21 protein-coding genes and 1 pseudogene are annotated in these 12,282 nt (G+C 42.3%); 21 read left to right on the plus strand and 1 reads right to left on the minus strand.

Annotated features, from left to right (window positions below):
* Positions 1-13: 13 nt before the first annotated feature.
* The 19 genes and pseudogenes from K08M4_RS07040 (at position 14) to K08M4_RS22090 (ending at position 10,388) form a co-directional block, all read left to right on the plus strand.
* Positions 14-388 (plus strand): VOC family protein, encoded by a 375-nt coding sequence (locus K08M4_RS07040; protein ID WP_017059214.1) that lies wholly within the window; start codon positions 14-16, stop codon positions 386-388.
* A gap of 94 nt (positions 389-482) precedes the next feature.
* Positions 483-617, plus strand: coding sequence for a hypothetical protein (locus tag K08M4_RS22410; RefSeq protein WP_086049349.1), 135 nt, complete (start codon positions 483-485; stop codon positions 615-617).
* A gap of 76 nt (positions 618-693) precedes the next feature.
* Positions 694-1,107 (plus strand): GFA family protein, encoded by a 414-nt coding sequence (locus K08M4_RS07050; RefSeq protein ID WP_086049350.1) that lies wholly within the window; start codon positions 694-696, stop codon positions 1,105-1,107.
* A 229-nt stretch (positions 1,108-1,336) separates the two neighbouring features.
* Positions 1,337-1,588, plus strand: coding sequence for a hypothetical protein (locus K08M4_RS07055; protein WP_086049351.1), 252 nt, complete (start codon positions 1,337-1,339; stop codon positions 1,586-1,588).
* A gap of 138 nt (positions 1,589-1,726) precedes the next feature.
* On the plus strand, positions 1,727-2,473 hold the full coding sequence (locus K08M4_RS07060; RefSeq protein ID WP_086049352.1) for a hypothetical protein: 747 nt from the start codon (positions 1,727-1,729) through the stop codon (positions 2,471-2,473).
* A gap of 118 nt (positions 2,474-2,591) precedes the next feature.
* Positions 2,592-3,440 carry an NAD-dependent epimerase/dehydratase family protein gene (locus tag K08M4_RS07065; RefSeq protein WP_086049353.1) on the plus strand — a complete coding sequence of 283 codons (849 nt, stop codon included), beginning with the start codon at positions 2,592-2,594 and terminating at the stop codon, positions 3,438-3,440.
* Between the two features lie 229 nt (positions 3,441-3,669).
* Positions 3,670-4,302 carry an RraA family protein gene (locus K08M4_RS07070; protein WP_086049354.1) on the plus strand — a complete coding sequence of 211 codons (633 nt, stop codon included), beginning with the start codon at positions 3,670-3,672 and terminating at the stop codon, positions 4,300-4,302.
* A gap of 62 nt (positions 4,303-4,364) precedes the next feature.
* On the plus strand, positions 4,365-4,853 hold the full coding sequence (locus K08M4_RS07075; protein WP_086049355.1) for a GNAT family N-acetyltransferase: 489 nt from the start codon (positions 4,365-4,367) through the stop codon (positions 4,851-4,853).
* Between the two features lie 18 nt (positions 4,854-4,871).
* Positions 4,872-5,033, plus strand: a pseudogene (locus K08M4_RS07080) (MBL fold metallo-hydrolase); the annotation flags it as partial.
* Between the two features lie 9 nt (positions 5,034-5,042).
* Complete coding sequence (locus K08M4_RS07085) at positions 5,043-5,600, plus strand: nucleotidyltransferase family protein (protein WP_086049356.1); 558 nt, start codon at positions 5,043-5,045, stop codon at positions 5,598-5,600.
* A 25-nt stretch (positions 5,601-5,625) separates the two neighbouring features.
* Positions 5,626-6,042, plus strand: a complete 417-nt coding sequence (locus K08M4_RS07090; RefSeq protein ID WP_086049357.1) for a nucleotide triphosphate diphosphatase NUDT15 — start codon at positions 5,626-5,628, stop codon at positions 6,040-6,042.
* Between the two features lie 46 nt (positions 6,043-6,088).
* Positions 6,089-6,496: a bleomycin resistance protein gene (locus K08M4_RS07095; protein WP_086049358.1), complete on the plus strand. Its 408-nt coding sequence runs from the start codon at positions 6,089-6,091 to the stop codon at positions 6,494-6,496.
* Positions 6,497-6,638: 142 nt separating this feature from the next.
* The gene (locus K08M4_RS07100) at positions 6,639-6,995 is read left to right on the plus strand and encodes a hypothetical protein (RefSeq protein WP_086049359.1); all 357 of its coding nucleotides are present in this window, start codon (positions 6,639-6,641) and stop codon (positions 6,993-6,995) included.
* 35 nt (positions 6,996-7,030) lie between these two features.
* Positions 7,031-7,501 carry a GNAT family N-acetyltransferase gene (locus K08M4_RS07105; protein ID WP_086049360.1) on the plus strand — a complete coding sequence of 157 codons (471 nt, stop codon included), beginning with the start codon at positions 7,031-7,033 and terminating at the stop codon, positions 7,499-7,501.
* 47 nt (positions 7,502-7,548) lie between these two features.
* Positions 7,549-7,965 (plus strand): VOC family protein, encoded by a 417-nt coding sequence (locus tag K08M4_RS07110; protein ID WP_086049361.1) that lies wholly within the window; start codon positions 7,549-7,551, stop codon positions 7,963-7,965.
* 52 nt (positions 7,966-8,017) lie between these two features.
* The gene (locus K08M4_RS07115) at positions 8,018-8,599 is read left to right on the plus strand and encodes an HD domain-containing protein (protein ID WP_086049362.1); all 582 of its coding nucleotides are present in this window, start codon (positions 8,018-8,020) and stop codon (positions 8,597-8,599) included.
* Positions 8,600-8,772: 173 nt separating this feature from the next.
* Positions 8,773-9,231 carry a DUF302 domain-containing protein gene (locus K08M4_RS07120; protein ID WP_086049363.1) on the plus strand — a complete coding sequence of 153 codons (459 nt, stop codon included), beginning with the start codon at positions 8,773-8,775 and terminating at the stop codon, positions 9,229-9,231.
* Positions 9,232-9,497: 266 nt separating this feature from the next.
* Positions 9,498-10,013, plus strand: a complete 516-nt coding sequence (locus K08M4_RS07125) for a P-loop NTPase family protein (RefSeq protein WP_086049364.1) — start codon at positions 9,498-9,500, stop codon at positions 10,011-10,013.
* 132 nt (positions 10,014-10,145) lie between these two features.
* The gene (locus K08M4_RS22090) at positions 10,146-10,388 is read left to right on the plus strand and encodes a hypothetical protein (protein WP_029235167.1); all 243 of its coding nucleotides are present in this window, start codon (positions 10,146-10,148) and stop codon (positions 10,386-10,388) included.
* 104 nt (positions 10,389-10,492) lie between these two features.
* On the opposite strand, the gene K08M4_RS07130 is transcribed toward K08M4_RS22090, so the two are convergent.
* Positions 10,493-10,825: a PBPRA1643 family SWIM/SEC-C metal-binding motif protein gene (locus K08M4_RS07130; protein WP_004733856.1), complete on the minus strand. Its 333-nt coding sequence runs from the start codon at positions 10,823-10,825 to the stop codon at positions 10,493-10,495.
* A 193-nt stretch (positions 10,826-11,018) separates the two neighbouring features.
* On the opposite strand from K08M4_RS07130, the gene K08M4_RS07135 reads away from it, so the two are divergent.
* Positions 11,019-11,402 carry a nuclear transport factor 2 family protein gene (locus K08M4_RS07135; protein ID WP_086049365.1) on the plus strand — a complete coding sequence of 128 codons (384 nt, stop codon included), beginning with the start codon at positions 11,019-11,021 and terminating at the stop codon, positions 11,400-11,402.
* Positions 11,403-11,507: 105 nt separating this feature from the next.
* Entirely contained in the window at positions 11,508-12,239 is a 732-nt protein-coding gene (locus K08M4_RS07140) for a glucose 1-dehydrogenase (protein WP_086049366.1), read from the plus strand.
* The last annotated feature ends 43 nt before the right edge of the window (positions 12,240-12,282 follow it).

Consider the following 12,282-nt stretch of genomic DNA (forward strand, 5'->3'; position numbering starts at 1 on the left):
ATAAGGATGTAGGATGGAAAACCTCAAAGTCTCAGAGATTAAGTCTTTCGTACCCGCGAAAGACTTCGATTTATCTAAGCGTTTTTACCAGTCAATCGGCTTCGAAGTGATGTCTGAATTTCACGATATCGCCTATCTGCGTCACGGCAGTTGTGCCTTCCTTCTGCAAAACTTTTATGAACCTGCGCACTGTCACAATTACATGATGCACTTGCTGGTTGAAGACGTAAAAAGTTGGTATCAACACATCCAAAACTCTAATGTAGTGTCGGAATTTGAAGTTACCGTTTCCGAGGTTGTTGAGCAGCCTTGGGGAATGCTTGAGTTTTGTATCACTGACCCAAGTGGTGTGTTGTGGCGTGTGGCCGAAAACATTAGACCGCGCTAATTCATCCAACTTGCATTGATAGTATGTCTAGGTTCACGGTGATTTTCTTAACCAGTTGCTAGAGTGACATTTCAATGAGCATGGAGGTTCTATAATGGGTACTGTAATCGGTTTGGTGATTCTAGTTGCGATAGATTGGTATCTTGTTCGTAAAACAGGGCTTCATATTCATAAATGGATCTCTAAAAAGTACGCCGCGTATCTGTCGGAGAAGGGGAACAAAAAATAGCCTTTCTTATTAAGTCATCGGTATAAAAAGCGTTATCGGCTATTCATTTACACACATTGCAGAGATTGGAGGATTCATGAAAGGTAAAGGAAAGTGCCTATGTGGCTCGGTTAAGTTGGAAGTAGAGTACGCCAGTAATGAATTGGGGGCTTGTCATTGTAATATGTGTAGAAATTGGTCTGGCGGTCCGATGTTAGTCATTGATTGCTCTGATTCCGTCAAAATATCAGGTGAATCAAATGTAGTGAGATATAAGTCGTCCGATTGGGCTGAGAGGGGGTTCTGCAGTAAATGTGGTACCCATTTGTTTTACTTTTTGGTGCCAAATAATCAGTATCATCTTCCTGTCGGTTTATTGATGTCTGGGGATGACTACAAATTAACTCATCAAATATTCATTGATGAAAAGCCCGAATACTACGAATTTAAAAATGAAACGCAAAATATGACTGGTGCAGAAGTATTTGCCCACTTTGAAAGTGGAGAGTAGCACTTAGTTTTTATTAGCTTAAGACTAATTCACACCGCTCGGCATTTTTTAGTTTCGGTCGAGTTTTGTGTTTGCGGTGTAATGGTTTCGGTTAGGTGGTGCTCACGCCTAACATCCCAGCATCAACCCCCAATTTGAAGTGCCTCGGAACTCGATTATGTGAACTCCTAATAACTGAATAGTTACTCTAATATACAATGAGTTTTCTAATGGCTCTTAGGGGGCGGAAATGGCAGATATGGCAATATCAAGCTACCTTGGCTGGTTGCTACTTCTTATCGGTTGTTATCCTTTCTTGCTTGTTGGTGTCAGTATGTTTTTCTATGATGCAGAGCGTAAACAAGCATTAAGGTGGTTGAATCGAGTTACTTTCCTATTGGCTGCATTCCTTCTTTACATGCATATGCAGACAGAAGTCATCTATGGTCGGGAACTGCTCGAAGCTTGGTATCGTAATAATCCAGAAGATAGACCTCAGTAGAAAGCTCATAACAAGTGCTTATCAGCATATACGTACGGTTTTTTTGACTGGTTAAAAGAGTTACTTAATGTTGGTTATTACTTAGGTTACCATTTAGCTCAGTATTGATTCCATATACAAAATTTTTGGACGAAGGTTATGAGAAAAATAGTATTAAACATTGTCTTACTATCGGTGTTTGTTGCGTCTTTATTTCTAACAATTTCATCAGCAATAGACATTTCAAAAGAAGTGACAGTAAAGCTCCATGAGTTTGATTGGAGTGGTGTCTCCGGTGTAATGGACATGGTCATGGTTATTTTAACTTTCGTCTTACTGGTTGGACTGAAACAAGGTTCGAAGTCTATTGAGGAATCGACCCGAAGTCGTAATGCCGAGTTGTTGAATTGGGCAATGGAAGAGATGTCAGCATTAAAACCTGCGATTAGGTTGGTGACTGACGCTCACAAAAGAGATCCTTATAGTCAGGTAACGAGTGAAATTAGTGTGGATTATTTATCGACATGGAGTAAAGAAGAATTACAAGCCGCTCAAGCCGTAAGTGTCGCGTTGCAGAGAATGGGGTACTTTGCTACTCATGATTTGGTATCAAAAAAACACTTTCTGAATCTTTGGGGCCCGTTATATCTATCATGTTGGTATTCACTCGAAGGCTGGGTCAAACATAAGCGACTTCAACTTGATGAACCCTTTGATATCGCTGATGGTGCTTACTCGAGATTGTACTTTGAAAAATACGCTATGTACTGTGAAGAAAAGTTACCGGCTTTGTTATTGAATAATACCAGGAAGCAGTTTGGCTTAGAGCCTTTAGTTCAACCGAAAGCCCATATCAAGTTGGGCATAAAATTGAAAGCAAGGCTCACAGAAAAGGTTGATATCTAACTATTCACCTCACAATACTTTTTGGAATCAAAGGGGCTTGTTAACGCGAACAACCCATAAATGCCAAGAGTGTAATGGCTGTTCGTATATTGAAGAATGTTTCTTCAAAGGGAGATATATGTGTAATGGAGAGAATAAGGGAATAACGAAAGTATTAATTGCGGGGGCTAGTGGATACATTGGCCGTCACGTTACATTATTATTCGAAAAAAGTGGCTTTGAAGTTTTCACATATGGCAGGGACAAAATCGTCACGCCTCTTTCCGTTGCTTCGCCCCTAGATAGGGACGATTTTGAAGACTACTTTGATGTGGTTGTGAATTGCGCGCGTCCACATTGGTCACAATTCTCAGCACATGAAATTGCCGATGTGGAGCAAAGGTTGCTCTCTGAGTTAGATCGACTTGCCGCTAAAGGTGCAACAAAGATACATACATCAGGTGTTTGGCTCTTTGGTAATGCCTCTAGCGCTGATTTGAGTCAATTTAGGCTGAAACCCTTGGAAGCCGTTAGATTAGATGTAGAAACAATACATAGCGCTACTAGAAATAGGTGGCACATCGTTTACTGTCCTAGTTTGGTTTATGGCGGTGAGGATTGTCAGCTAAAACGAATTGTAGAATCTTTCGCTAGCCAAACGATTCAAGTAGGTATGCCGTCTAAAGGCTATAACCAATATGTTCATGTCTACGACATTGCGAAGTTCTATTTACTTTTGGCGCAAGGACGAACCTTAGAAAAGCAGCATTTTATTGCAGAGACTCAAGGCTATAGCCCTGTAGAGTTTGCACAACTCTTACTGGCTGCGAAAGCTGTAACAAAAGTAAGTAAGATCAGTTGGGAAGAGTTTGAGTCAGCAAATGGTTCGATAGCCGCTAGTATCGAACAACTTAACCTCAAACTACCAATTAGTTATTCCTTTGAAGCGACTGAGTCTATTAGTGAATATATTGGAAATCACATATAGTTGAGTTTAGTCTTTTTCGGCGTCTTAGCTTCAGTTAGTCGGCAGCGTCACGTCAATTTCTTTAGCAACCGGCGTGAAGTTAATTCTAACGATCCGCAGGAATAGGTCTTTTTTTAGAACTTGAACTCGAGGTCAACGTTATCTTTGAGTTAGGTTTATGTCATTGAACGACAAGCGTGCGTCACACCTTTATATGGCGTGATGATTAGTTCAAACATGGAGTGAAAATATGAAGTCAGATTTTTCTAAATTAGCGACAACCGATTACGGGAACATATTAAGTAACGACCATTTTATTAACTTTAGCATTCGTCCTCTTTGGCAGAATATACCGCGAATTTGTGGGGAAGCGTTTACTGTTCAGTTAACGTCTGGTGATAATTTAATGCTTCATTCGGCAATATACGAAGCACCCAAAGGGTCCATTCTTGTAGTGGATGGAGTTGATTGCGAATATGCAGTAGCTGGCGGAAATGTATGTGCAGTCGCTAAGAGTCGTGGCATCAAAGGCTTTATTATTGATGGTGTCATTCGAGATTTGAGTGAAATTTCAGATATGAAGTTTCCAGTTTTTGCGAAAGGTGTTCATCCAGTACCGGGAAAGAAGGAAATTTATTCTGAATTGGGTGCTCCAATCACTTGCGGGGGAGCAAAGGTCTCTACGGGAGATATCATTGTTGCTGATGTAGAGGGTATTGTCGTTATTCCTAAATCAAGAAAAGATGAGGTGTTCTTAAAGGCTTCAAAGAAAGCAAACGACGAAGCTTCACTAACACTTGCTGAGTGGGAAATAAACCATAGGGCTAAAATAGCCCAAGCAATAACTTCTGCGAAACAAAATTCAGAAAGTTCTTTAAGCTGATTCGTGATACGCGGCATTTTTGCCGATTAACAAGCGTTAGACAATAACGAATCAATTCAAACATGGAGAAGAGAGTGAGCGTAAGGACTGCGACGAAAGAAGACTCAAGTGTTTTGTTAGAGTTTATTGAACAAAAAGCCGACTTTGACCGAAGTATGAAAGGGTTTAGCGGTGAAATCTCGACAACTATAGAGAAAATCGAACACACACTATTTGGTGATTACGCATTTGCCCATGCGTTAATATTGGAACGGAATAGTGAGCCATTTGGCTTCGCACTGTATCACTATCGATATTCATCCTTCAGTGGAGAGCCGTCAATCTGGCTTGACGACCTATTGGTTACAGGAAATCAAAGATCAAAAGGGTATGGTCGTGAGCTTATGCTGGCTTTAAAGTCACAAGCGGAGTCATCATTCGCCTCTCACATCTCATGGACGGCAAGTCCGCACAATAAGAAAGCGCATGAGTTCTATAAAAGGTTAGGTGCAGAGGTTGAGCGAATGGATGGTCAAAGGCCTTATTTCCGTTGGACAATGTACGATTCGTAAATGAATCAAAAGGGAACTATGACAATAACGACGTTGGTTGATGACTCTCGACTGGATAACAGGAAAGATTTAGCCGTTGAGCGCGGACTATCACTGTATATTGAAACTGAATCGCTAAAGATCTTGTTTGATATGGGCAGTGGCGATACGTTTTGTCAAAACGCACCATTACCGGGTGTTTAGGTCGCGATGAATAAACAAAAACTAAAGAACCTCATTCAACAAGTTCCTGGGCTAATCGAAACAGCCAACGTATGTCGTGAGGTGGGCTTGCCAAACTTCTATATTGCAGGCGGTGCTATCACTCAAATCATCTGGAATGATATCGAAAACAAACCGCTTCTAGACCAAGTCAAAGACTTCGATGTTGTCTATTTCAATAGTACCTCAGCTATCACCGAAGATGAGTTCAAAAACCGCATTCGTTCGCGGTTAAGTCATTGTGTCGACGTGGACGTTAAGAACCAAGCGACCATTCATGAGCGTTACGCTAAGAAGTTCGGTTGCTTCATTCAACCATACGATCGTGTTGAACAAGGTATCGAGTCTTGGCTTTCTGCGTTTGCTATCGGGTTTACTCTGGATGATTCAGACGATATAAAGTTGTTTGCCCCATACGGTGTAGAGGACGCGTTTGATATGCTGATTCAACCGAATAAGCGAGCAATGACAGAAGTAAACTACAACAAAATGACCGCTGGTTATAAGGCCCGATGGAAACAAGTAAAAGTGCTCCCTTGGGGTTGATTGATAGAGTATTCAGGAGTTTTAAGTGAGTCAGGAAGTAAGAGTAGGTGTCGCTGCGGTTATTCTACGTGAAGGACGAGTACTACTTGGAGAGCGAATTGGTTCTCATGGGGCTCATACGTGGGCAACGCCGGGCGGACACCTTGAATGGGGTGAGAGCATTGAAGAGTGTGCCAAACGCGAAACACTCGAAGAGACTGGCTTAGTTGTTAGTGCATTTGAGAAGCTGACTTTTACCAATGATATTTTTGAAAAAGAGAACAAGCACTATATAACGCTGTTTGTTGTTGCTTCTGACACTAGCGGCGAACCGCAGGTGACAGAACATGATAAATGTAAGCAATGGAAATGGTTTAAGCTAGATGAGTTACCTGAGCCACTGTTTCTTCCTCTGACGAATCTGTTGAGCGATCCGGTCATCCTTGGGAAGCTAGCGCAGTAAAACAGATTCTCCTCATATCTTTAATTGAATGACTAAAGGATCAATGATGACGTTACGAGTAGTTCCCGAGCTTTATTGTTTCGATATTAGTGTGAGTAAATCCTTCTTTGTCGATGTGTTAGGATTTGATGTGAAATACGAGAGCCCAGATGAAGAGTTTGTTTATCTAACGCTTGATGGTGTTGATGTGATGCTTGAAGGGATTGCGGGCAAAAGTCGAAAATGGCTTTCAGGTGATCTGGAGTTACCTTTAGGGCGTGGCATTAATTTTCAATGGGATGTTATCGACATCGCACCTCTATATCAGAGAGTTAACGAAAGCGCCGCTGATTCTATTTACTTAGCGTTAGAGTCAAAGTCTTATCAATGTGGGGATTCGATCGCGACTCAGAAGCAGTTCATCGTTCAAACCCCAGATGGTTATCTCTTTAGGTTCTGCCAAGATATTCGTTAACGCATGAATTTTATTGGTCATTTATTTATTGCGAGATAAGCTGCTAATTCTGGGATCGGGTGTCAACGACATTTAAACTCGATATCGAGCCCTTGGATGAGGCATCCGGCCAATATCAAAACAATCCTTGGAGTATTTAGAAATGTTGTTTTCTAGTCTGTCTAAACCATTGGGTCATGGCTCCGAGTTATGTTCTGAGCTACTCAATTTCTTAACCGAGCATAAGAGTGACTTCGAAGAAAAGTTAATCCCAGATCTGTCATACATCGATGATATGGCACATGTGGTGAACGGTATTAAAATCAAAGACGTTCTACACATCAATACGAATCTATACCGACTTCAATATTCGTTTGATTGGGAGCTGTTTCTAGGTTGTTCGGATAGGAACGAAACCGGCGTAGAGAATGGAAGTGTTCTATTTACGCTTGAGGATGATAACGTTCTTAATATCAACTTCCCAAACTACGGTTCTCGAGATACGAGCGATGAGTTTTAGTCGGTTTAGCTTAGGGTTATAGAAAAGGAAGAACAATGATAACTATCGACAGGCTTGAAGAATCACATGTGGCTCTAGTTCAGGCCATCCAACTCGCCGATGAACAGGTCAAGTTCGCTGGCACAGCTGCGGAGTTTTTATTAGACGGCAGTGAAACGACGCACTTGCACGTGATTAAGTCTAATAACGAAGTTGTTGGTTTCTTTAAGCTGGATATCGCTTACGCAGATTCTTATGAGTTTTGCCCTGAAGGAAGCATTGGGCTAAGAGCTTTTGTGCTTGATAAAAACCAGCAAGGTAAAGGTTTAGGAACAGGCTCGGTGAAGGCTTTGTTTCCGTATTTAAAAGCGAATTACTTAGCGTATGAGTCGATTTACTTAACCGTAAATTGCAAAAATCGCGCAGCATTCAACTGTTATAAGAAAGGCGGCTTCGAAGATACCAATGAACAGTATCTAGGTGGCGCAGCAGGCCCGCAATTTATCATGCGCGGTCAAATCGCTTAGTTACATAAAACAATTTTCCCGCAGCTAAAACCCCAACAAGGTATGTTATGAAACAGAATATTGTCCACATTGCACTCGTGGTAAAAGACTACGATGAAGCGCTTGATTTCTATGTAAACAAGCTTAAATTTGACCTCATCGAAGACACGTATCTACCAGAAGAAGACAAGCGCTGGGTTGTTGTTTCTCCACCAAATTCAACTGGTGTGAGCCTGTTACTTGCTAGAGCTTCCAAGCCAGAGCAACTTGATTTCATCGGTAACCAAGCTGGTGGACGCGTATTCCTATTCTTAAACACCGATGATTTCTGGCGTGATTACGAGCGCATGACGTCTTTGGGCATTAACTTTGTCCGAGAGCCTAAAGAGCAAGCCTACGGTACCGTTGCTGTGTTTGAAGACCTTTACGGTAACTTGTGGGATCTGCTCCAGTTAAACCCTGAACACCCTATGGCTAATAGGTAGGTAAGCTAAGGCTCATTCGTGTGTTGCTCAGCTCAATTAAAGGAGGCTCATCGTGGAAGAAATCAAAGGCATTCTGCAATTCATGGTCGAAATTGAAAAATTAAAGGATGTTCACCGACAAACAAAACCGGTTGGATTGGATCGATATGAAAACTCGGCCGAACACAGCTGGCACGTCTGTTTAAGCGCACTTATGCTGAAAGACTATGCCAATGAAGCAATCGATATTACGCGAGTGATGAAGATGCTGCTGATTCATGACCTTGGGGAAATTGATGCAGGCGATACCATCATTTACGCCAGCGAAACCGAAGAAAACAAGCTCAAAGAGAGAAGCTGCGTCGAGCGCTTGCTGAAATCACTGCCGAGCCATTCAAGAAGCGAGTATTTGGAATTATGGCTTGAATTCGAAGCGGGTGAGTCACCGGAAGCCAGGTTTGGTAAGGCGATCGATAGAGTGCCGCCTTTGCTTCATAATATCCATGGTGGGGGCCACAGTTGGAAGAAGCACAACATATCCAAAGACAAAGTACTGACCTTCAATGGCGAGCGTATTTCTAAAGGCAGTCGAGCTCTATGGCAAGAGTTAGAGGTGCAACTTGAAGGTGCTGCGGAGCAAGGATTGCTCAAGTAGCCCCCTTCCTGTGAGGAAGCTTGAACTCATAGTGATAATAAGACGGATTAGAAAGGTGAACCTTTCGGCAAACTGAGAATAGAAACGCGTCTATACTGAGGCTAACAACGTCACTGATTTTAGTAGCGGCGCTATGAATGTAAGTTTGATTCGGTTAAATATCAGAGGTGACGATGAAAAAATCACTACCACTATGCGCCATTTTACTCTCGGCATCATTTTCAGCTGCGGCTTCTGATGGTTTGATTAAATACCAAAGTAATTACTCAGTGAAAGAGACCGCTGACCGTTTTGAAGACATCGCCAAAAGCAAAGGGTTGACGTTGTTTGCGAGAATCGACCATCAGAAAAATGCGAGTAAGGTCGATCTTGAATTGAGACCAACGGAAGTCATCATCTTTGGTAACCCAAAAGTAGGGACACCATTAATGCAATGCGCTCAAGATGTCGCGATAGATTTACCGCAGAAGGTGTTAGTCACTGAGGATTCTAATAAAGAAGTATGGCTATCTTACAACGATCCTAATTACTTGGTAGAGCGTCACGCAATCAATGGCTGTGACGAAGTGGTTAAGAAGATCTCGGGTGTACTAAGCAAGCTTTCAGAAGCGACAGTGGCGAAAGCTGAATAACCGAGCCAATAAGCACTCATTTAGACCATTAATGGGTGCGACTTGACGATGATATAGCTTCCTAATCAACGTTTGGCTGCATTGACAACTAAGCAACAATATATAAAAGTAGTGTTATGAAACTGAATTTAGCGTCATCTAACCAACGAATTATCATTATTCCATAGGAATGGTGGGATTGTTGATGCGCTTTGTTTATCGAACCCACCCGTAAGGTGGGTTTTTTGTCGCTGTCTTATGGGTTTTATCTGAATAGAGGAAGTCATATGAAAAAGATCGCGGTTTTTGGCAAGCCTGGGAGCGAAAAGTCCACAATCAGCAAAGCGTTAGCACTAGCTACAGGGATAGAGCTTCACCAGTTGGACTCTATTGTTTATAAGGCCAACGGAGAGTTTGTTGAGCGTGAAGTGTTCGACCTAGCACACGACAACATAATCAATTCTGAAAGCTGGATCATCGATGGTTTTGGCCCTCTAAGCTCATTCAACACACGTTTAGAAGCCGCAGATACTTTGGTTTATATCGACCTTCCTTATCCAATTAACTACTGGTTTGTTACCAAGCGAATGCTCAAAGGGTTGTTCGTTAAACCTGAAGGTTGGCCTGATGGAAGCTCAGTGATAAAAGGCACGATACAAAGTTATAAGACACTAAAACTATGCCCGAAATTTTGGAATGACGACTTTAGAGCGCAGTTAGAATTACGCGCAAAAGAGAAAGAGGTTCATATCATCAGAAGCGTGAGTGAATTGAATAACTTTGTCCGCCAACACGTCACTTAGCAGGTGAGAGCTTACCTTTCTTTGAAACGCTTTAATTTGCTCATAACTTCATGAAAATATTTAGATTTAATTCAACATGTGGCATATTTGCCATGTGTTTAATTTGTGCTTTGAGTTAAGGCTATAGATATTATGTATGGAAGTGAGAAGACGAGAGCGTTCTGCTGTAACTGTAAGGAACTTACACTGCATAGGTACACGATGTTCAGTAGCCAAGTGCAAAAGGCACCACAAGCTGAAGATAAAGAACCGAGCTTACTCCAACGAATTTTATCGGAGTTTCTATCTTTTGGTGTAACAGGTTCGGGTGCGACAGGTGATTACAAATGTACCCAATGTGGAACATATCTGAATACACCAGACAACCTAGACTGAGTTTGTGAGTTTGGCTTAGGCAAATAAAAACGGGAAGACCTCAATGATCTTCCCGTTAGGTATTACTTAACTCATCGTGCTATTGGCAGTTTGAGTGAGAAGCCTTATGCACAACACTTCTTGTATTTCTTACCGCTACCGCAAGAACATGGGTCGTTACGGTTAGGTGTCTTTTCGAACGTCATTGTTTTTGGCTTGTTTAGCAACGTGTCGAACTCAAGCGTGTTTTCTTCTTTAGTTGCATCAACAGATACAGTAACAAAGATAGAATGCTCAGCCGCGATTGCTTCAACTTCTGCTTTACGAGCTTCAGTTTGAACCATTACCGCAACTGGTGACTCTTCAGTACCCACTTTAACATCGCGGTTTACATTGTAGCCAGCAAGAACGTGGTTCTGTCTTGTTTCGATACGGCCTTTGAAAAATAGTTTCGACATTGGGTACTCACAAAATTTGGGATGACGCTATTCCTATGCTAGGTAGCGTTATAGAGCGGGGGATTATACGCATATATTCCAATTGATAAAGCAGTGATGTGAGCAAAGTCTATTTGGTTTTTACCAAACAATGATTGAGTAGTCAGGAACTTGTTTGGTTTTTGGCTTAAACGTAATGATTTAGGGATGAGAGATGAGACCGAAAGACGTGGTATTAGGTTTTTGGGATGCAATGCGCAGTAATGATTTTGCCAAGGCAAGCGAATGGCTAGCCGCAGATTTTGAAGGCTATTGGCCTCAGTCATCTGAATTGACGGTAGGGCGCGACAACTTCACGGCAATTAACGCTGAATACCCAGCCAATGGTGTTTGGGAATTCACCCTCAATTCGATTGTCTGTGAAGGAGATTCCGTAGTAACGGACGTTTCGGTTACAGACAGTGTATTGAAAGCTCGGGTGATCACCTTTCACACGGTTGTTGATGGTTTAATTCAAAAGCAAACTGAGTTTTGGCCAGACCCATTCGAAGCGCCGGCGTGGCGATCGCAGTGGGTTGAGGTTGTATCGAGCAATTAGTTTGTATCGATACGATCAGTTTGTAACGAGTAATCAGGTTATATCGAACAATCAGGTGCATCGAAAAATCAGGTTATAACAAACAAGTGGCATTAGGAGGTTTCATTGAGCAAGGTTGTGATTGTAACAGGCGGAAGCCGAGGTATTGGCGCAGCGACGTCTAAATTATTGGCCAGTAAAGGCTATGCTGTATGCGTTAACTTCATACACAATGAGTCACGAGCTGAAGAGCTAGTGAACGAGATTCGCGAGCAGGGCGGAACCGCGATAAGCGTGCGTGCGGATGTTTCTGTTGAATCGGATGTGAAATCTTTGTTTGAGATTGCTCGTAACAAGCTAGGCCCAGTGACTCATTTGGTCAATAATGCCGGGATCTTGTTTACCCAGTCACCATTAGTTGACATCGAATTGGATCGCTTTGAAAAGGTGATGAAATCGAACGTATCAAGCTGCTTCTTGTGCAGTAAAGCCTTTATCAAACAAGCTGATGGTGCAGGTTCTATTGTGAATGTATCGTCTGCGGCTTCTAGAACAGGTGCGCCGTTTGAATATGTGGATTACGCAGCATCGAAAGGTGCGATGGATTCACTCACCAAAGGCTTATCGCTTGAATTGGCTTCACGCAATATCCGAGTGAATGGCGTAAGGCCAGGCTGTATTTATACTGAGATGCACGCAGATGGCGGAGAGCCTGATCGCGTAGACAGACTAGCTTCGCAGTTACCATTACAACGAGGTGGCACGCCAGAAGAGGTGGCGAACTCTATCGCGTGGTTACTGTCAGACGAAGCTTCTTATGTAACGGGATCATTCATTGATATTGCTGGCGGTCGATAGGGCACGTTGGCCTTTACACTAAGATAAACCAGTTAAAACCATA

The sequence above is a fragment of the Vibrio syngnathi genome, from assembly GCF_002119525.1.
Lineage (GTDB): Bacteria > Pseudomonadota > Gammaproteobacteria > Enterobacterales > Vibrionaceae > Vibrio > Vibrio syngnathi.